Genomic DNA, 19,915 nt, shown 5'->3' with positions numbered 1-19,915 from the left:
GATCAATCCAGTAAAGAAAGGGTGACAGGCGTCAGGTGATTGTCTTCGACCCGCACTTGCAGTTCGCCTTCGCCGAGTTTGGCCTTCAGGCGCTGGCCGGTATGGGTTTGCGCGGCGTTGCGGATCGCGTTGCCGCGCTCGTCCAGCAAAATGCTGTAGCCACGGCCGAGGGTCGCCAGCGGGCTGACCACATGCAGGGTCTGCATCTGGCTGTGCAATTGCAGGCGGCGGTTCTTCAGCCCTTCGCGGATGGCCCGTGGCAGGCGTTCGGCCAGGCTGTCGAGGCGCTGGCGCAGCATTGCCAGTTGCCGGCCCGGATGTTGTCCGGCCAAACGGGTTTCCAGGCGGATCAAGCGTTCGCGACGGGTGTTGAGGCTGCGCTCGAACGCGCGGCGCATGCGCATGTCCAGGTCGTCCAGGCGTTGCGCTTGCTGGCGCAGGCGCTCGCCGGGGTGACGCAGGCGTCGGGAAATGCCTTCCAGGCGCAGGCGGTCGCGCATCAGGCGGTCACGCATGCGCATCACCAGCCGGCGGTGCAGGCTTTCGACCCGACGCACCAGATCGCTGGAGTCCGGTGCCAGCAATTCAGCAGCAGCGGAAGGGGTGGGGGCACGAACGTCGGCCACGAAGTCACTGATCGACACGTCGGTTTCGTGGCCGACGGCGCTGACAATCGGCGTCACGCAAGCGTCCACGGCACGGGCCACGGCTTCTTCGTTGAAGCACCAGAGGTCTTCCAGTGAGCCGCCGCCCCGGGCCAGGATCAGTGCGTCGAAACCGCGGGCATCCGCCAGTTTCAGGGCGCGGACAATCTGCGCGGTGGCTTCGCGGCCCTGCACGGCCGTAGGGATCAACGTCAGTTGTATTTGCGGTGCACGGCGACGGAACACGCTGATGATGTCGCGGATCACCGCCCCGGTAGGCGAGCTGATGATGCCGATGCGCTGCGGATGCGCCGGCAGCGGCACCTTGCGCTCGGCACTGAACAGGCCTTCGGCGCTGAGCTTTTCCTTGAGTGCATCGAAGGCCAGGCGCAGGGCACCATCGCCGGCCGGCTCCACGGTGTCGAGGATCAGTTGGTAATCGCCGCGTCCTTCGAACAGCGAGACTTTGCCACGGACCTTGACCGCCAGGCCGTCCTTCAAGGCCTGGCGAACCCGTGCGGCGTTCTGGCGGAACAGCGCGCAACGCACCTGGGCGCCGCTGTCCTTGAGCGTGAAGTAAACGTGACCCGACGCCGGGCGGGCGAGGTTGGAGATTTCGCCTTCGACCCAGATGTTGCTGAACACGTCTTCGAGCAACACCCGCGCGCGGCCGTTGAGCTGGCTGACGGTCAGGACTTCGCGGTCCAGGCCGAGTCTTGCAAAGGGATCTTTAATCATGGGGCGCAGTTTAAAGGCATTTGCCCGGCAATCTCCATGACTGCTCACAAATCCATTGAGGAGACCCCTGTGGGAGCGAGCTTGCTCGCGATGGGGGCCGCAAATTCAGCATTGATTCACCAGACAGATCGCCATCGCGAGCAAGCTCGCTCCCACAGGGGTAAAGTCGTGGCGCATGTTTATGGAAGATAGGGAAATGGATGTGATTGAGTTATTCAACCAATGGCCTTTCGGCCCGCTGGACTGGCTGGTAATCGGTGCAGGCATCGCCCTGGCCTACATCGTGTTCGGCATCGCCGGTTTCGGCACCGCGCTGGTGGCGGGGCCGATTCTGATTCTGTTCATGCCATTGTCGAAGATCGTGCCGTTGCTGGTGCTGCTCGATTTTGTCGCGGCATTCGGCAATCTGCTGCCTTCGCGGCGCGATGTCGCCAGGCCGGAGTTGTTGCGGTTACTGCCCTGCATGGCGGTGGGATGCACGCTGGGGGTGATTTTCCTGCTGAACCTCAAGTCCGATCTGTTACTGCTGTTGATGGGGTTGTTTATCAGCGCCTATGCGATCTACAGCCTGTGGATAAAAGCGCGTCCGGCGCAGTTGTCCGCCGCTTGGGCATTGCCCATGGGGACTGTGGGTGGAATGTTTGGCGCGTTGTTTGGCAGCGGCGGCTTTCTTTATGCGATCTATCTGAACAGCCGTTTGCCTAAAGAGGCGGCTCGCGCGACCCAAAGTGCGTTGATCAGCTGCAGTACGATAGTGCGTCTTAGCCTGTTTGCAATCGCCGGGGTGTATGCCGATTTGCCGCTGCTGGTGCTGGCGGTTTGTCTGCTGCCGGCCATGGCGCTGGGGTTGTGGGCGGGACGCAGGTTGACCATGCGCTTGTCCCGCGAAGCGTTCGTGCGCCTGGTGACGTGGCTGGTGCTGGTGAGCGGGATTGCGTTGATCGGGCGTTACTTGAGCGCCTGAAGAAACGGGTGCCGCTCTCTGTAGGAGCCCGACTTGCCGGTGATAGCGTCCTTGAGGGCGTCATCGCCGGCAAGCCGGGCTCCTACAAAAAATGGTTCGTGTACAGGCTGGGGTTCAGTCGTTGTACTGGCTCAACAACCGCTCAAGGCGTGCACTGAGGCGGCGTTTGATTTCGGTCTCGATGTGCGGGGCGAAATCGTCGATCACGTCTTGCATGATCAACTGCGCGGCGGCGCGCAGTTCGCTGTCCAGGTGCAACAGGTCATCCGGGTTCTTGCTGGCGGCGGGTGCCGGCGCAGCGGCGGCGACCGGTTCAACGATTGCGGCAGGTGCTGTCGGTTCGACGGGCGGCGAAGGCTCGCTCACGGCGTCGAACAGCATGGGAATCTGTTCCTGGTCGCCGTCCTCGACCGTGTCGGTCAGCAGGGGCGGTTGCAGGTTGTCATCGCCGAGCAATTGGCGGATCGACTCAAGGTCGTCCAGCAGGTGCGCGGACTGTTGCAGCGGTTTTGGAGTGTCCATTGGCAGGCTCAGAGTCGCTGTAAACGGTGATCTTGCAGAGGATAGCCCTGTTCGCGGTAGAAACGGAAACTCTCCCGCGCGGCCTGGCGAATCGTCGGGTCTTCCACCACCACTTCCGCCACCCGGGCGAACTTGTTGGCGAAGGCCGGGACTTTCAGGTCGAGATTGACCAGCAAGTCCTGATGCTGACCGCAGTCATCGCCCACCCCCAGGACAATCAGACCGTCCGGTTCGCTGTCGGCAGGGCCGTGGGGCACGAAGCTTTCGCCCTTGAATGCCCACAGTCGCGCATCGAGATCGTCACGTTGGGCCGCGTCGCTGCAATGCAGGTAGACACGGTGCCCCATGCGCCAGGCTTTTTCGGTGAGCTTGCAGGCGAAATCCAGGCGTGCCGAGGGATCGGCGCTGGGCAGAATGTAGAAGTCGACTTTGGTCATTACGGTTCCTTGACCCTTGGCGGCGCGGCCTGAAAGCCGCGCCGCCAGGAATCATCGGTTTCAGGCCTTGGCGCGGTCCAGCAGGTACTGGGTCAGCAGGGGAACCGGACGGCCAGTGGCGCCCTTGTCCTTGCCGCCGCTGGTCCAGGCGGTGCCGGCGATGTCCAGGTGCGCCCAGTTGAGGTTCTTGGTGAAGCGCGACAGGAAGCAGGCAGCGGTGATGGTGCCGGCTTTCGGCCCGCCAATGTTGGCGATGTCGGCGAACGGGCTGTCCAGCTGTTCCTGGTATTCATCGAACAGCGGCAGTTGCCAGGCGCGGTCGTCGGCGGCCTTGCCGGCGCTCAACAGTTGGCCGATCAGTTCGTCGTTGTTGCCCAGCAGGCCCGAAGTGTGGGAGCCCAGGGCGACTACGCAGGCGCCGGTCAGGGTCGCGATGTCGATGACCGCTTGCGGCTTGAAACGCTCGGAGTAGGTCAGGGCATCGCACAGCACCAGGCGGCCTTCGGCGTCGGTGTTGAGGATCTCTACGGTCTGGCCGCTCATGGTGGTGACGATGTCGCCTGGACGCGAAGCGTTGCCGCTCGGCATGTTCTCGGCGCAGGCCAGGATGCACACCAGGTTGATCGGCAGCTTCAGTTCCAGCACGGCACGCAGGGTGCCGAACACGCTGGCGGCGCCGCCCATGTCGTACTTCATTTCATCCATGCCGGCACCCGGCTTGAGGCTGATGCCGCCGGTGTCGAAGGTGATGCCTTTGCCGACCAGCGCGTATGGCTTCTCGGATTTCTTGCCGCCGTTGTATTGCATGACGATCAGGCGCGGTGGCTGGGCGCTGCCCTGGCCGACGGCGTAGAACGAACCCATGCCCAGTGCCTTGATCTTCTTCTCGTCGAGGACTTCGACTTTCAGGTCCTTGAATTCCTTGCCCAGGTCTTTTGCCTGTTCACCGAGGAAAGTCGGGTGGCAGATGTTCGGCGGCAGGTTGCCCAGGTTACGGGTGAAGGCCATGCCGTTGGCGATCGCGGTGGCATGGGTCACGGCGCGCTGCACTTCAGCCTGAGCGGCCTTGATGGTCAGCAGGGTGATCTTCTTCAGGGCGCGCGGTTCGGCTTTCTGGCTCTTGAACTGATCGAAGCTGTACTCGCCGTCCACCAGGGTTTCGGCCAGCAGGCGGGTCTTGCCATAGCTGTCGCGGCCTTTGACGACCACTTCATCCAGGGCCAGCACCGCATCGCTGCCGCCCAGGCCCTTGAGGGTATTGAGGATGCCGGCGATGATTTTACGGAACGGGCGGTCACCCAGTTCGTCGTCCTTGCCAACGCCCACCAGCAACACGCGCTCGGCCTTGAGGTTCGGCAGGCTGTGCAGCAACAGGCTCTGGCCGACCTTGCCGGCCAGGTCGCCGCGCTTGAGCACGGCGCTGATCGCGCCGCCGCTCAGTTCGTCGAGTTGCCTGGCGACGGCGCCGAGCTTGCGGCCTTCGCCGACGGAGACCACGAGAGTGGCGGTCTTCAACGTTTCCGGGTTGACGCTTTTTACAACCAGTTCCATGTCCGGGTCCCTGAATTGATGGTTATCACGCATGCGCCCGACACCTTATGTGCGTCGATTGCCTATAGAAAGAAAGGCGCCAGGATCGACCGGCGACAAAGGCCGCAGTTTGAACCTCGCTACCGGCGGCTGACAACCCTCGGTTGTACGATTGTGGGAGCAGCCGGTCGACGCTCGACTGCTCGCGAAGAACCCAAGAGTGACGCAGGGTGTCAGGCTCCCCGCGTTATCGTTGACGACCATCGCGAGCAGGCTCGCTCCTACAAGGGGGGATGCATTGCGCAGTGACAGGCGCACCCAATCACAGGATAATGCGCCATCTTTTTCGGCGGCTCTGCCTTGCGGGCTGTCTGATACGTTTGCTTGTTTGGCCGCCTTAGCCTGACAACCCTGGAGTGTCTGGTTTGATCGTCTTCCGTTATCTGTCCCGCGAAGTCCTGTTGACCCTGAGCGCCGTCAGCGCCGTGCTGCTGGTCATCATCATGAGCGGTCGCTTCATCAAATACCTCGCCCAGGCGGCGTCGGGCCTGCTGGATCCGGGCTCGCTGTTCCTGATCATGGGCTTTCGCCTGCCGGGCTTCCTCCAGCTGATCCTGCCGCTGGGGCTGTTTCTCGGGATCCTGTTGTCCTACGGGCGCCTGTACCTCGAAAGCGAAATGACCGTGCTTTCGGCCACCGGCATGAGCCAGCAGCGGTTGTTTTGCATGACGCTGTTCCCGGCCACCCTGGTTGCACTCGTGGTGGCGTGGTTGAGCCTGAGCCTGGCGCCACAGGGGGCCAATCAGTTTCAACTGCTGTTGAACAAGCAGGATGCCCTGACCGAATTCGATACCCTCGAGCCGGGCCGCTTCCAGTCCCTGCGTGACGGCACCCGGGTCACCTACACCGAGCGCATGTCGGATGACCGGGTCAATCTGGGCGGTGTGTTCATCTCGCAAAAGAACATCAGCTCCAACAACAAGGATCGCGGAATTTCCGTCCTGGTGGCGGAAAAGGGGCGTCAGGAAATTCGTCCGGACGGCAACCGCTACCTGATCCTGGATAACGGCTATCGCTATGACGGCAGTCCGGGCCAGGCCGACTACCGGGCGATCAAGTACGACGAGTACGGCGTGTTGCTGCCTAAACCCGAGGTCAGCGACGAAGTCACCGACCGTGACGCGATGCCGACCCGTTCGTTGTTCGGCAGTGAAGACGTTCGCGCGCGCGCCGAATTGCAATGGCGCATATCGCTGCCTCTGCTGGTATTCATCGTGACCCTGATGGCGGTGCCGCTGTCGCGGGTCAACCCGCGTCAGGGCCGATTCCTCAAATTACTGCCGGCGATTCTTCTTTATATGGCTTACCTGAGCATTCTGATTGCCGCCCGCGGCGCCCTCGATAAAGGCAAGATCCCCGCAGCGCTGGGCTTGTGGTGGGTGCACGGGATTTTCCTGGCCATTGGCCTGGGCTTGCTCTACTGGGAACCCTTGCGCTTGAAGATGGCGAGTCGCCGCAGCGCGCTGGAGGTGGCCCGTGGTTAAGCTCGATCGCTACATCGGTAGCAGCGTGTTCATGGCGATTCTGGCGGTGCTGGGGATCATTCTCGGCCTGGCGACACTGTTTGCCTTCATCGACGAGATGGGGGAAGTCAGCGATACCTACACCCTGGTCGATGTCCTCAGTTATGTGACGCTGACGGCGCCGCGCCGGATGTACGAGATGCTGCCGATGGCCGCGCTGATCGGTTGCCTGATCGGCCTGGGCAGTCTGGCCAGCAACAGTGAATTGACGATCATGCGCGCTGCCGGTGTGTCGATCGGCCGCATCGTCTGGGCGGTCATGAAGCCGATGCTGGTATTGATGCTGGCCGGCTTGCTGATCGGCGAGTACGTCGCTCCACCCGCTGAAACCGCCGCGCAGGCCAATCGCTCGCTGGCCCAGGGCAGCGGCGATGCACAAAGCGCCAGGCACGGTTTGTGGCACCGCCAGGGCGACGAGTTCATTCACGTCAACTCGGTGCAACCCAACGGCATCCTGTACGGCGTGACCCGTTACCGTTTCGACAACGAACGGCACATGCTCTCGGCAAGCTTCGCCAAGCGTGCCGAGTTCGACACCGATCACTGGCAGTTGACGGACGTCACCACCACGCTGTTCCACGAGCGCAGCACGGAAGTGGTTTCGACCCCGACCGAGCGTTGGGGCGTGGCCTTGAGTCCGCAGTTGCTCAGCACTGTGGTCATGGTGCCGGAGTCGCTGTCGATCAGTGGTCTGTGGGGCTATATCCACTACCTGGCGGACCAGGGGTTGAGCAACAGCCGCTATTGGCTGGCATTTTGGGTCAAGGTGTTGCAACCGCTGGTGACTGCCGCCCTGGTGTTGATGGCGATTTCCTTCATCTTCGGTCCGCTGCGTTCGGTGACGCTGGGGCAGCGTGTGTTCACCGGCGTGCTGGTGGGCTTCACCTTCCGCATCGTGCAGGATCTGCTGGGCCCTTCGAGCCAGGTGTTCGGCTTCCCGCCGTTGCTTTCGGTGCTGGTGCCGGCAGGCGTTTGTGCCGTGGCGGGGCTCTGGCTGTTGCGTCGAGCAGGTTGATGACGGGCATTTCCCGGCCGCTTTGACGATAAAAAACGCCCCTGTCGCAAGACCGGGGCGTTTTTGTAGGTGCCGTCTGACCTGCGAACGTGACGCTTGCACCGTGGATCAGGTACAATTCCCGGCTATTTTTCGGCGGGCTATGCCTGCAGCCTTTTTGAGTGTTGATCCGTGAGTGATTTGAGTCATATCCGCAATTTCTCCATCATCGCCCACATTGACCATGGCAAGTCGACGCTGGCCGATCGCTTCATCCAGATGTGTGGCGGCCTGGCCGAGCGCGAAATGGAAGCCCAGGTTCTGGATTCCATGGACCTCGAGCGCGAGCGCGGGATCACCATCAAGGCGCACAGCGTTACTCTGTATTACAAGGCCAAAGACGGCATCAACTACCAGTTGAACTTCATTGACACCCCCGGCCACGTTGACTTCACCTATGAGGTGAGCCGTTCGCTGGCTGCCTGTGAAGGCGCGCTGCTGGTGGTCGACGCCGGTCAAGGCGTTGAAGCGCAGTCGGTTGCCAACTGCTACACGGCGATCGAGCAGGGCCTGGAAGTGATGCCGGTGCTGAACAAGATCGACCTGCCACAGGCCGATCCGGACCGTGTTAAAGAAGAAATCGAAAAAATCATCGGCATCGATGCCACCGACGCGGTCGAGTGCTCGGCCAAGACCGGTCTGGGCGTCGACCAGGTGCTCGAGCGCCTGGTCGCCACCATTCCCGCGCCGACCGGCAACTACGAAGATCCGCTGCAAGCGTTGATCATCGACTCCTGGTTCGACAACTACCTGGGCGTTGTCTCCCTGGTTCGCGTGCGCCATGGCCGCGTGAAGAAGGGCGACAAGATCCTGGTCAAATCCACCGGCAAGATCCACCTGGTGGACAGCGTCGGTGTATTCAACCCGAAACACACCCCGACCGCCGACCTCAAGGCCGGTGAAGTGGGCTTCATCATCGCCAGCATCAAGGACATTCACGGCGCGCCAGTGGGCGACACCCTGACCTTGAGCTCGACGCCGGACGTCGACGTGCTGCCAGGCTTCAAGCGCATCCAGCCGCAGGTATACGCCGGCCTGTTCCCGGTCAGCTCCGACGATTTCGAAGACTTCCGCGAGGCGCTGCAAAAGCTCACCCTCAACGATTCGTCGCTGCAATACACGCCGGAAAGCTCCGACGCACTGGGCTTCGGCTTCCGTTGCGGCTTCCTCGGCATGCTGCACATGGAAATCATCCAGGAGCGCCTGGAGCGCGAGTACAACCTGGACCTGATCACCACGGCGCCGACGGTAATCTTCGAGCTGCTGCTAAAGTCCGGCGAGACGATCTACGTCGATAACCCGTCCAAGCTGCCGGACCTGTCTGCCATCGAGGACATGCGCGAGCCGATCGTGCGCGCCAACATTCTTGTGCCGCAGGAGCACCTGGGCAACGTCATTACCCTGTGCATCGAAAAACGCGGTGTACAGGTCGACATGCTGTTCCTCGGCTCCCAGGTACAAGTGACCTACGACTTGCCGATGAACGAGGTGGTGCTGGACTTCTTCGACCGTCTGAAATCCACCAGTCGCGGCTATGCTTCTCTGGACTACCATTTCGATCGTTACCAATCGGCCAGCCTGGTGAAACTGGACGTGCTGATCAACGGCGACAAGGTCGACGCCCTGGCGCTGATCGTGCACCGTGACAATTCGCACTACAAAGGTCGCCAGCTGACCGAGAAGATGAAGGAACTGATTCCGCGGCAGATGTTCGACGTGGCAATCCAGGCCGCCATTGGCGGGCAGATTGTGGCGCGGACAACCGTCAAGGCGCTCAGAAAGAACGTATTGGCCAAATGCTACGGTGGTGACGTCAGCCGTAAGAAAAAGCTGCTGGAAAAGCAAAAGGCCGGTAAGAAACGCATGAAGCAGGTCGGCAACGTGGAAATTCCACAGGAAGCCTTCCTTGCAGTGCTCAGGTTGGATAGTTAGGTCCTATGTCACTAAATTTCCCGCTGTTGCTGGTCATCGCCGTGTTTGTCTGCGGCCTGTTGGCGTTGCTCGATCTGTTGATCCTCGCTCCGCGCCGGCGTGCCGCCATCACCTCCTATCAGGGCAGCGTCAGCCAGCCTGACATGGTCGTGGTCGAGAAGCTGAACAAAGAACCGCTGCTGGTCGAATACGGCAAGTCGTTCTTTCCGGTGTTGTTCATCGTGCTGGTGCTGCGTTCGTTCCTGGTGGAGCCGTTCCAGATTCCTTCCGGTTCGATGAAGCCAACCCTGGATGTCGGCGACTTCATCCTGGTGAGCAAGTTTTCCTACGGGATCCGCTTGCCGGTGATTGACAAGAAAGTCATCGAAGTCGGTGATCCGCAGCGCGGCGATGTCATGGTGTTCCGCTACCCGAGCGATCCGAACGTCAACTACATCAAGCGTGTGGTCGGCCTGCCGGGCGACACGGTTCGCTACACCGCCGACAAGCGCCTGTTCGTCAACGGTCAGTCGATTGCCGAGCAACTGGTCGGCTCCGAGCCGGGTACGCTGGGCAGCGCCGAGCTCTACAAGGAAAAACTCGGTGCGGCCGAGCACATGATCCGCAAGGAAATGAGCCGCTACCGCGCCATGCCGGACCATTCGTGGACCGTGCCGGCCGGGCACTACTTCATGATGGGCGACAACCGCGACAATTCGAACGACAGTCGCTACTGGGATGATCCGAACATTCCCAAGGATCTGCTGGGCATGGTTCCCGACAAGAATATCGTCGGCAAGGCCTTCGCGGTCTGGATGAGCTGGCCGGAACCAAAACTCAGTCACCTGCCGAATTTCTCGCGGGTTGGCCTGATCAAGTAATCAAACACGGCGCTGTTGAACACAGCGCCGAATGCGTTTCTGGAACCTGAAGAAGGTGACGGAAAAAGCATGAAGCCAATGATATTCAGGACGTTATTTTTGAACACAGCGTTAATTGTCCCAAGCCTGCGCCGCCTCATGGCGATGGCAGTGCAATCGAACCACGAACTCAGCGTGGGTAAACCGTGAGCGTCTCCTTAAGCCGTCTAGAGCGTCAGCTCGGCTACACCTTCAAGGATCAGGAACTGATGGTCCTGGCCCTGACTCACCGCAGTTTTGCCGGGCGTAACAACGAACGCCTGGAATTCCTCGGTGACGCCATCCTCAACTTCGTCGCCGGCGAGGCACTGTTCGAGCGCTTCCCGCTGGCCCGCGAAGGCCAGTTGTCGCGTTTGCGCGCGCGCCTGGTGAAAGGTGAGACCCTGGCCGTACTGGCCCGTGGTTTCGATCTGGGCGAATACCTGCGCCTGGGTTCCGGTGAGCTGAAAAGCGGCGGTTTCCGTCGCGAGTCGATCCTGGCCGATGCCCTTGAAGCGCTGATCGGTGCGATCTACCTCGATGCCGGTATGGAAATGGCCCGCGAGCGTGTGCTGGCCTGGCTGGCCGGCGAGTTCGAAGGCCTGACGCTGGTCGACACCAACAAGGATCCGAAGACCCGCCTGCAGGAATTCCTGCAGTCCCGTGGTTGCGAGCTGCCGCGTTACGAAGTGGTGGATATCCAGGGTGAGCCGCATTGCCGGACGTTCTTCGTCGAATGCGAAATCATCTTACTGAACGAAAAAAGCCGAGGTCAGGGTGTGAGCCGTCGTATTGCCGAACAGGTAGCGGCCGCCGCAGCACTGATTGCCCTGGGTGTGGAGAATGGCAATGACTGATACAAACGCAACTCGCTGTGGCTATGTTGCCATCGTCGGCCGTCCGAACGTGGGCAAGTCCACGCTGCTGAACCACATCCTGGGTCAGAAGCTGGCGATCACCTCGCGCAAACCGCAAACCACCCGCCACAACATGCTCGGCATCAAGACCGAGGGCGATGTGCAGGCGATCTACGTCGACACCCCCGGCATGCACAAGGGTGGCGAGAAGGCCCTGAACCGCTACATGAACAAGACCGCTTCGGCGGCGTTGAAAGACGTCGACGTGGTGATCTTCGTGGTCGACCGCACCAAGTGGACCGACGAAGACCAGATGGTTCTCGAGCGCGTCCAGTACGTAACCGGCCCGCTGATCGTGGCGCTGAACAAGACCGACCGCATCGAAGACAAGGCCGAGCTGATGCCGCACCTGAGCTGGTTGCAGGAGCAGCTGCCGAATGCGCAGATCATCCCGATTTCCGCACAGCACGGGCACAACCTCGATGCACTGGAGCGCGTGATCGCCGAGCGCCTGCCGGAAAACGATCACTTCTTCCCGGAAGACCAGATCACCGACCGCAGCAGCCGCTTCCTCGCCGCTGAACTGGTTCGCGAGAAAATCATGCGCCAGATGGGCGCCGAGCTGCCGTACCAGATCACCGTCGAGATCGAAGAGTTCAAGCAGCAGGGCAAGACCCTGCACATCCATGCCTTGATCCTCGTCGAGCGCGACGGCCAGAAGAAGATCATCATTGGCGACAAGGGCGAGCGCATCAAGCGCATCGGCACCGAGGCGCGCAAGGACATGGAGCTGCTGTTCGACTCCAAGATCATGCTCAACCTGTGGGTCAAGGTTAAGGGCGGCTGGTCCGATGACGAGCGTGCGTTGCGTTCGTTGGGTTATGGCGACTTGTAAACCCGATTGGCGTTGCACCGTAGAACCCTGTGGGAGCGGGCTTGCCCGCGATGAGGATGTAACATTCAATAGAGAGGTTGAATGTGAAGCCGCCATCGCGGGCAAGCCCGCTCCCACATTGATTTCTGGTTGTCTGTAAACCTGCGTTCCATTGAGATCGGCGATTCCCATGTCCCAACCCATCCCGCAACCCGCCTACGTCCTGCACTCCCGCGCCTACCGCGAAACCAGTGCATTGGTGGACTTCCTCACGCCGCAAGGCCGGCTGCGGGCGGTGTTGCGCAGCGCGCGGGGCAAGGCCGGGACGTTGGCGCGGCCATTCGTGCCGCTGGAAGTGGAGTTTCGCGGCAAGGGCGAGTTGAAGAATGTCGGGCGCATGGAAAGTGCCGGGGTTTCCACCTGGCTCAATGGCGAGGCGTTGTTCAGTGGCCTTTACCTCAATGAACTGCTGATTCGCCTGTTGCCCGCTGAAGATCCGCTCCCCTCGGTGTTCGACCATTACGCCGCGACTTTGCTGGCGCTGGCTGAAGGTCGGCCGCTGGAGCCCTTGTTGCGCTCCTTCGAGTGGCGCTTGCTCGATGACCTCGGCTACGGTTTTTCCCTGACGGCTGATATTCATGATCAACCCATCGCTCCGGACGGTCTCTACCGTTTGCAAGTGGATGCGGGGCTTGAACGTGTCTATCTGCTGCAACCGGGCCTGTTCAACGGTGCCGAACTGTTGGCCATGGCTGACGCCGACTGGTCCGCCCCCGGCGCACTGTCTGCCGCCAAGCGTCTGATGCGCCAGGCACTGGCCGTTCACTTGGGTGGCCGTCCACTTGTCAGTCGCGAGCTGTTTCGCAAGCCCTGATCACCCCGTATGCTGTGCACCGAACTTTCTCTTCTTCTGGAGCGTTTTCCGTGACCACCAGCACCCGTATTCTTCTTGGCGTGAACATCGACCACGTTGCCACATTGCGTCAGGCCCGGGGCACCCGTTACCCGGACCCGGTCAAGGCAGCACTGGACGCGGAAGAGGCGGGCGCTGACGGCATCACCGTGCACCTGCGCGAGGACCGTCGGCACATTCAGGAACGCGACGTTCTGATACTCAAGGACGTGCTGCAAACCCGCATGAATTTCGAAATGGGCGTCACCGAAGAAATGATGTTGTTCGCCGAGCGCATCCACCCGGCGCACATTTGCCTGGTGCCGGAAACCCGTCAGGAGCTGACCACCGAAGGCGGCCTGGACGTGGCGGGGCAGGAAGCGCGGATCAAGGCGGCGGTCGAGCGTCTGTCGAAGATCGGCTGCGAGGTGTCGCTGTTCATCGATGCCGATGAGCGTCAGATCGAAGCTTCCCGTCGCGTTGGCGCACCGGCCATCGAGCTGCACACCGGGCGTTATGCCGATGCCGAGACGCCGACCGACGTCGCCGAAGAACTCAAGCGCGTGGCCGATGGCGTGGCGTTTGGTTTGGCCCAGGGCCTGATCGTCAATGCCGGCCATGGCCTGCACTATCACAACGTTGAAGCCGTGGCGGCGATCAAGGGCATCAACGAGCTGAACATCGGCCATGCGCTGGTGGCCCATGCGCTGTTCGTTGGCTTCAAGTCGGCGGTTTCGGAGATGAAGGCGCTGATTCTGGCGGCGGCCGCCAAGGCCTGAAGAACGACACAAAACCCTGTGGGAGCGAGCTTGCTCGCGATGAGGTCCTTTCAGTCAGCATAGGTGGTGACTGTCAGGCCGCTATCGCGAGCAAGCTCGCTCCCACAATGATTTTGGGTGGCAGTCAGAGCGGCGCAGGCTCCTGCGCCGGCTTGCTCTTGTCGATACCCGGAACCACCAGCTTGCCCTCGGCGACCTGATCGCCTTCAAGCTGCGGCTGCGTGACCCAGGTCAGGATGTCGTAGTAGCGACGGATGTTCGCCACGAAGTGCACCGGCTCGCCGCCACGGGCGTAGCCGTAACGGGTCTTGCTGTACCACTTCTTTTCCGACAGGCGCGGCAGGATCTTTTTCACATCCAGCCATTTGTCCGGGTTCAACCCTTCCTTGGCCGCCAGTTTGCGTGCGTCATCCAGGTGCCCGCTGCCGACGTTATAGGCCGCCAGGGCAAACCAGGTGCGGTCCGGTTCCTGGATCGAATCGTCCAGTTGTTCCTTCATGTAGGCCAGGTACTTGGCGCCGCCCATGATGCTCTGCTTGGGATCGAGGCGGTTGGACACGCCCATGGCCTGCGCGGTGTTCTGGGTCAGCATCATCAGGCCGCGCACACCGGTCTTGGAGGTGACGGCCGGTTGCCACAGCGATTCCTGGTAACCGACCGCCGCGAGCAGGCGCCAGTCGACTTTCTCTTTCTTGGCGTAGGCCTTGAAGTGCTGTTCGTACTTGGGCAGGCGTTGCTGCAAGTGCTGGGCAAAGGTGGTGGCGCCCATGTAGCCGAGGACGTCGACGTGCCCGTAGTAGCGGTCCTTGAGACGTTGCAGGGTGCCGTTTTTCTTGACCTTGTCGAGGTACTCGTTGATTTCGTTGAGCAGGCTGTTGTCTTCGCCCGGCGCAACGGCCCAGCTCTGGTTGCTGGCGTCACCGAGGTCGAAGGCGACCCGGATGTTGGTGAAGTACACCTGGTTCATTGCCACTTCGTTGGAGTCGACCAGAGTCAGGTCGATCTGGCCTTCGTCGACCATGCGCAGGAGATCGACGACCTCGACCGCGTCAGACTCTTCGTATTCGATGCCGGGAAATTTCTGTTTAAGCTGCGCCAGTTGTTCGGCGTGGGTGCTGCCCTTGAGCACCATGATCTTCTTGCCCACCAGATCCTTCGCGTCGGTCGGCCGTGACTGGCCGTTGCGGTAGATGACCTGCGGGGTGACTTCCAGGTAGGAGTGCGAGAAGCGCACCTGCTTCTTGCGTTCTTCGCTGCTGACCAGGCCGGCAGCCGCCAGCACCGGGCCGTTGGGCTTGCCGACCTGGTTGAACAGGTCATCGAGGTTGTCGGCGGTCTCGATCTTGAGCTCGACCCCCAGATCGTCGGCGAAGCGCTTCACCAGCTCGTATTCGAAGCCGGTTTCACCGTTGCGATCCTGGAAGTAGGTGGCGGGGCTGTTTCGGGTGACCACCCGCAGCACACCATCCTCCTTTACGCGCTCGAGCGTGTTGGGTTCATCAACACAGCCACCGAGCATCAGGAAGAGTCCGGTTGCGATCAGCCATTTGGCGTACCGCGGACGCAAAGCCGTTGGGGAAAACATCTGCGCAGTATACGCAAAGGACCACGGGCGCCATATCTCGACAGCGAGGGGCTTGTCTGCTAGCGATCACAAAACCAGGCGAAACCCCGCAGGAATGGGCATTTCCTGCATTTTGTTACAGTAAAAATAAGCGTTCATCCAATCGCCGATTAACCTGACTTTCGAGGCAGAAACACAGAATGGCACCCGAGTGCAACCGTGCGTAGCGTTTCGGGTGATGTCGCGGGCTGTTTAGGCTAGAATGCACGGCCTCAAAGCACACCCCTTCCCGAGGCTGTCCCGAAGATGTTGATCCTGCGCGGCGCTCCTGCCCTTTCTGCCTTTCGCCACAGCAAGCTCCTTGAGCAACTGAGCCAGAAGGTTCCGGCTGTCAGTGGCCTGTATGCTGAATTCGCTCACTTCGCCGAAGTTACCGGCGTCCTGACCGGCGACGAACAGCAGGTGCTTGCGCGCCTTCTGAAGTACGGTCCAAGCGTTCCGGTACAAGAACCGACCGGTCGTCTGTTTCTGGTACTGCCGCGTTTCGGCACCATCTCGCCGTGGTCGAGCAAGGCCAGCGACATCGCTCGCAACTGCGGCCTGACCAAGATCCAGCGCCTGGAACGCGGTATCGCGTTCTACGTGACCGGCCAGTTCAGCGACGCTGAAGCCCAGCTGGTTGCCGATGTGCTGCACGACCGCATGACCCAGATCGTCCTGGGCAACCTCGAACAGGCCGCCGGCCTGTTCAGCCACGCCGAACCGAAACCCCTGACCGCCATCGACGTGTTGGGTGGCGGCCGCGCCGCGCTGGAAAAAGCCAACACCGAGCTGGGCCTGGCCCTGGCCGAAGACGAGATCGATTACCTGGTCAACGCCTTCGTCGGCTTGAAGCGCAACCCGCACGACATCGAACTGATGATGTTCGCCCAGGCGAACTCCGAGCACTGCCGTCACAAGATCTTCAACGCCAGTTGGGACATCGACGGCCAGAGCCAGGAAAAAAGCCTGTTCGGCATGATCAAGAACACCTACCAGATGCACAGCGAAGGCGTCCTGTCGGCTTACAAGGACAACGCTTCGGTGATCGTCGGTTCCGTGGCCGGTCGCTTCTTCCCGGACCCTGAAACCCGCCAGTACGGCGCGGTGCAGGAACCGGTGCACATCCTGATGAAGGTCGAGACCCACAACCACCCGACCGCGATTGCTCCGTTCCCCGGCGCGTCCACCGGTTCCGGTGGCGAAATCCGCGACGAAGGCGCGACCGGCCGTGGCGCCAAGCCAAAGGCTGGCCTGACCGGTTTCACCGTGTCGAACCTGCAGATCCCGGGCTTCGAACAGCCGTGGGAAGTGCCGTACGGCAAACCCGAGCGCATCGTTACCGCGCTGGACATCATGATCGAAGGCCCGCTGGGCGGCGCTGCGTTCAACAACGAATTCGGTCGTCCGGCCCTGACCGGCTACTTCCGTACCTTCGAGCAGTCGATCACCACCCCGCACGGTGACGAAGTTCGCGGTTACCACAAGCCGATCATGCTGGCTGGCGGCATGGGCAACATCCGTGAAGAACACGTCCAGAAAGCCGAGATCCTGGTCGGCTCCAAGCTGATCGTGCTCGGCGGCCCGGCGATGCTCATCGGCCTGGGTGGCGGCGCGGCTTCCTCCATGGCCACCGGCACCAGCTCGGCAGACCTGGACTTCGCTTCGGTACAGCGCGAAAACCCTGAGATGGAACGTCGCTGCCAGGAAGTCATCGACCGTTGCTGGCAACTGGGTGACAAGAACCCGATCAGCTTCATCCACGACGTAGGTGCGGGCGGCCTGTCCAACGCCTTCCCGGAACTGGTCAACGACGGCGACCGTGGTGGCCGTTTCGAACTGCGCAACATTCCAAACGACGAGCCGGGCATGGCCCCGCACGAAATCTGGTCCAACGAATCCCAGGAGCGTTACGTCCTGGCGGTCGGCCCGGCTGACTTCGAGCGCTTCAAGGCGATCTGCGAACGCGAGCGTTGCCCGTTCGCCGTGGTCGGCGAAGCCACTGCCGAACCACAGCTGACCGTCACCGACAGCCACTTCGGCAACAGCCCGGTGGACATGCCACTCGAAGTATTGCTGGGCAAGGCGCCGCGCATGCACCGTTCGGTGGTGCGTGAAGCCGAACTGGGCGACGACTTCGATCCGTCGACCCTGAACATCGCCGAGTGCGTCGAGCGTGTTCTGCATCACCCGGCCGTGGCCAGCAAGAGCTTCCTGATCACCATCGGCGACCGCACCATCACCGGCCTCGTGGCCCGTGACCAGATGGTCGGCCCGTGGCAGGTGCCGGTGGCCGACGTTGCCGTCACCGCCACCAGCTTCGACGTCTACACCGGTGAAGCGATGGCGATGGGCGAGCGTACTCCGCTGGCGCTGCTGGACGCTCCGGCGTCGGGCCGCATGGCCATCGGCGAAACCCTGACCAACATCGCGGCTTCGCGCATCGGCAAGATCTCCGACATCAAACTGTCGGCGAACTGGATGTCGGCGGCCGGTCACCCGGGCGAAGACGCGCGTCTGTACGACACCGTGAAAGCGGTCGGCATGGACCTGTGCCCTGAGCTGGGCATCACCATTCCGGTGGGCAAGGACTCGATGTCCATGGCCACGCGCTGGAACGATGAAGGCGTGGACAAGTCCGTGACTTCGCCGATGTCGTTGATCGTGACCGGTTTCGCGCCAGTGACGGACATCCGTCAGACCCTGACCCCGCAACTGCGCATGGACAAGGGCACCACCGACCTGATCCTGATCGACCTCGGTCGCGGCCAGAACCGCATGGGCGCCTCGATCCTCGCACAGGTTCACGGCAAGCTCGGCAAGCAGGCTCCGGACGTCGATGACGCCGAAGACCTGAAGGCCTTCTTCGCGGTGATCCAGGGCTTGAACGCCGACGGCCACCTGCTGGCTTACCACGACCGTTCCGACGGCGGCCTGCTGACCAGCGCCGTGGAAATGGCCTTCGCTGGCCACTGCGGCCTGAGCCTGAACCTCGACGGTCTGGCGGAAACCTCCGCCGACATCGCCGCCATCCTGTTCAACGAAGAACTGGGTGCGGTGATCCAGGTTCGCCAGGACGCCACCCCGGACATCCTCGCGCAGTTCAGCGCTGCCGGCCTGGGCGATTGCGTGTCGGTGATCGGTCAGCCAATCAACAATGGCGAGATCAGCATCACCTTCAACGGTGACACCGTGTTCGAAGGCCAGCGTCGGCTGCTGCAACGCCAGTGGGCCGAAACCAGCTACCAGATCCAGCGCCTGCGTGACAACGCCGACTGCGCCGATCAGGAATTCGACGTACTGCTGGAAGAAGACAACCCGGGCCTGAGCGTCAAGCTCAGCTACGACGTCAACCAGGACGTCGCCGCGCCTTACATCAAGAAAGGCATCCGCCCACAGGTTGCCGTGCTGCGTGAGCAGGGCGTCAACGGTCAGGTGGAAATGGCGGCCGCGTTCGACCGCGCCGGTTTCAACGCGATCGACGTGCACATGAGCGACATTCTGGCCGGCCGTGTCGACCTGAACGAGTTCAAGGGCCTGGTCGCTTGCGGCGGTTTCTCCTACGGCGACGTACTGGGTGCCGGTGAAGGCTGGGCCAAGTCGGCACTGTTCAACAGCCGTGCCCGCGATGCGTTCCAGGGTTTCTTCGAGCGTAACGACAGCTTCACCCTCGGCGTGTGCAACGGTTGCCAGATGATGTCCAACCTGCACGAGCTGATTCCGGGCAGCGAGTTCTGGCCGCACTTCGTGCGTAACCGTTCCGAGCAGTTCGAAGCCCGTGTCGCGATGGTGCAGATCCAGGAGTCGAACTCGATCTTCCTGCAAGGCATGGCCGGTTCGCGTATGCCGATCGCCATCGCCCACGGCGAAGGTCATGCCGAGTTCGCCAGCGAAGAGGCACTGCTGGAGGCCGATCTGTCCGGTTGCGTGGCGATGCGTTTCGTCGACAACCACGGCAAGGTCACCGAAAGCTACCCGGCGAACCCGAACGGCTCGCCGCGCGGGATCACCGGGTTGACCAGCCGCGACGGTCGCGTAACGATCATGATGCCGCACCCGGAGCGTGTGTTCCGTGCCGTGCAGAACTCGTGGCGTTCGGATGAGTGGAAGGAAGATGCACCGTTGATGCGCATGTTCCGTAACGCTCGCGTGTGGGTTAACTAAGCGCTGTGTACAAGCTCGGCTTTTTTGTTCCCGACAGTCATGTCGACGTCGTGAAGAGCGCCGTATTCGCCGCCGGTGGCGGGCGGATCGGCGCTTACGATCACTGCGCGTGGCAGGTGCTTGGCACTGGCCAGTTTCGTCCGCTGGACGGCAGTCAGCCATTCATTGGCGAGGCAGGGCAGGTCGAGCAGGTCGAGGAATGGAAGGTCGAGCTGGTGGTGGCGGATGAGTTGATTCGCGCGGTGGTGGCGGCTCTGAAGCAGAGTCATCCCTACGAGACGCCGGCTTATGAAGTGTGGCGGTTGGAGGATTTCTGATCTTCCTGGCTGCTGAAATGAGAAACCCGCTGAAAGAGATTTCAGCGGGTTTTTTGTTGCTCAGGATTTGCGGTGGGAGTTAGGGCCCTATCGCGGGCAAGCCCGCTCCCACAGGTTTTGCGTACAACATGAAACCTGTGGGAGCGG

Annotated in this window: 16 protein-coding genes; 11 read left to right on the top strand and 5 right to left on the bottom strand. The window is 61.6% G+C overall.

The window, feature by feature from the left end; genetic code table 11:
* Positions 1 to 2: 2 nt before the first annotated feature.
* Complete coding sequence (gene xseA / locus EI969_RS25775; RefSeq protein ID WP_160390240.1) at positions 3 to 1,382, bottom strand: exodeoxyribonuclease VII large subunit; 1,380 nt, start codon at positions 1,380 to 1,382, stop codon at positions 3 to 5.
* A 196-nt stretch (positions 1,383 to 1,578) separates the two neighbouring features.
* Here xseA and EI969_RS25770 point away from each other — a divergent pair, with 196 nt between their 5' ends.
* Positions 1,579 to 2,346 carry a sulfite exporter TauE/SafE family protein gene (locus tag EI969_RS25770; protein WP_160390239.1) on the top strand — a complete coding sequence of 256 codons (768 nt, stop codon included), beginning with the start codon at positions 1,579 to 1,581 and terminating at the stop codon, positions 2,344 to 2,346.
* A 114-nt stretch (positions 2,347 to 2,460) separates the two neighbouring features.
* On the opposite strand, the gene EI969_RS25765 is transcribed toward EI969_RS25770, so the two are convergent.
* Genes EI969_RS25765 through EI969_RS25755 form a run of 3 tightly spaced genes read right to left on the bottom strand, consistent with a single transcriptional unit; the run spans position 2,461 to position 4,856 of the window.
* On the bottom strand, positions 2,461 to 2,868 hold the full coding sequence (locus EI969_RS25765) for a DNA polymerase III subunit chi (RefSeq protein ID WP_160390238.1): 408 nt from the start codon (positions 2,866 to 2,868) through the stop codon (positions 2,461 to 2,463).
* Positions 2,869 to 2,876: 8 nt separating this feature from the next.
* Entirely contained in the window at positions 2,877 to 3,305 is a 429-nt protein-coding gene (locus tag EI969_RS25760; protein ID WP_160390237.1) for a DNA polymerase III subunit chi, read from the bottom strand.
* Positions 3,306 to 3,365: 60 nt separating this feature from the next.
* The gene (locus tag EI969_RS25755; protein WP_160390255.1) at positions 3,366 to 4,856 is read right to left on the bottom strand and encodes a leucyl aminopeptidase; all 1,491 of its coding nucleotides are present in this window, start codon (positions 4,854 to 4,856) and stop codon (positions 3,366 to 3,368) included.
* A 404-nt stretch (positions 4,857 to 5,260) separates the two neighbouring features.
* Between EI969_RS25755 and lptF the strand changes: the two genes are divergently transcribed.
* The 8 genes from lptF (at position 5,261) to pdxJ (ending at position 13,684) form a co-directional block, all read left to right on the top strand.
* On the top strand, positions 5,261 to 6,379 hold the full coding sequence (gene lptF, locus EI969_RS25750; protein ID WP_160390236.1) for an LPS export ABC transporter permease LptF: 1,119 nt from the start codon (positions 5,261 to 5,263) through the stop codon (positions 6,377 to 6,379).
* Entirely contained in the window at positions 6,372 to 7,433 is a 1,062-nt protein-coding gene (gene lptG, locus EI969_RS25745) for an LPS export ABC transporter permease LptG (protein WP_160390235.1), read from the top strand. Before lptF ends, lptG begins: the two co-directional genes overlap by 8 nt.
* 171 nt (positions 7,434 to 7,604) lie before the next feature.
* Positions 7,605 to 9,404 carry a translation elongation factor 4 gene (lepA, locus tag EI969_RS25740; protein WP_160390234.1) on the top strand — a complete coding sequence of 600 codons (1,800 nt, stop codon included), beginning with the start codon at positions 7,605 to 7,607 and terminating at the stop codon, positions 9,402 to 9,404.
* Between the two features lie 5 nt (positions 9,405 to 9,409).
* Positions 9,410 to 10,264 (top strand): signal peptidase I, encoded by an 855-nt coding sequence (gene lepB / locus EI969_RS25735; RefSeq protein ID WP_160390233.1) that lies wholly within the window; start codon positions 9,410 to 9,412, stop codon positions 10,262 to 10,264.
* A 185-nt stretch (positions 10,265 to 10,449) separates the two neighbouring features.
* Positions 10,450 to 11,139 (top strand): ribonuclease III, encoded by a 690-nt coding sequence (gene rnc, locus EI969_RS25730; protein WP_008053221.1) that lies wholly within the window; start codon positions 10,450 to 10,452, stop codon positions 11,137 to 11,139.
* Positions 11,132 to 12,034 carry a GTPase Era gene (era, locus tag EI969_RS25725; RefSeq protein ID WP_160390232.1) on the top strand — a complete coding sequence of 301 codons (903 nt, stop codon included), beginning with the start codon at positions 11,132 to 11,134 and terminating at the stop codon, positions 12,032 to 12,034. Before rnc ends, era begins: the two co-directional genes overlap by 8 nt.
* A gap of 169 nt (positions 12,035 to 12,203) precedes the next feature.
* Positions 12,204 to 12,887 (top strand): DNA repair protein RecO, encoded by a 684-nt coding sequence (gene recO, locus EI969_RS25720; protein WP_160390231.1) that lies wholly within the window; start codon positions 12,204 to 12,206, stop codon positions 12,885 to 12,887.
* A gap of 50 nt (positions 12,888 to 12,937) precedes the next feature.
* Positions 12,938 to 13,684, top strand: a complete 747-nt coding sequence (gene pdxJ / locus EI969_RS25715; protein WP_160390230.1) for a pyridoxine 5'-phosphate synthase — start codon at positions 12,938 to 12,940, stop codon at positions 13,682 to 13,684.
* Between the two features lie 124 nt (positions 13,685 to 13,808).
* On the opposite strand, the gene mltF is transcribed toward pdxJ, so the two are convergent.
* On the bottom strand, positions 13,809 to 15,269 hold the full coding sequence (gene mltF / locus EI969_RS25710) for a membrane-bound lytic murein transglycosylase MltF (RefSeq protein ID WP_160390229.1): 1,461 nt from the start codon (positions 15,267 to 15,269) through the stop codon (positions 13,809 to 13,811).
* 285 nt (positions 15,270 to 15,554) lie between these two features.
* Between mltF and purL the strand changes: the two genes are divergently transcribed.
* Both purL and EI969_RS25700 read left to right on the top strand, forming a co-directional pair.
* On the top strand, positions 15,555 to 19,451 hold the full coding sequence (gene purL, locus EI969_RS25705; protein ID WP_160390228.1) for a phosphoribosylformylglycinamidine synthase: 3,897 nt from the start codon (positions 15,555 to 15,557) through the stop codon (positions 19,449 to 19,451).
* Positions 19,452 to 19,456: 5 nt separating this feature from the next.
* The gene (locus EI969_RS25700; RefSeq protein WP_160390227.1) at positions 19,457 to 19,768 is read left to right on the top strand and encodes a YqfO family protein; all 312 of its coding nucleotides are present in this window, start codon (positions 19,457 to 19,459) and stop codon (positions 19,766 to 19,768) included.
* Positions 19,769 to 19,915: the final 147 nt, after the last annotated feature.

Origin of the sequence: Pseudomonas sp. PB101 (assembly GCF_009764265.1) — a bacterium.
In the GTDB taxonomy this organism is placed as follows: domain Bacteria; phylum Pseudomonadota; class Gammaproteobacteria; order Pseudomonadales; family Pseudomonadaceae; genus Aquipseudomonas.
This window is presented reverse-complemented; position numbering and strand designations above follow the sequence as displayed.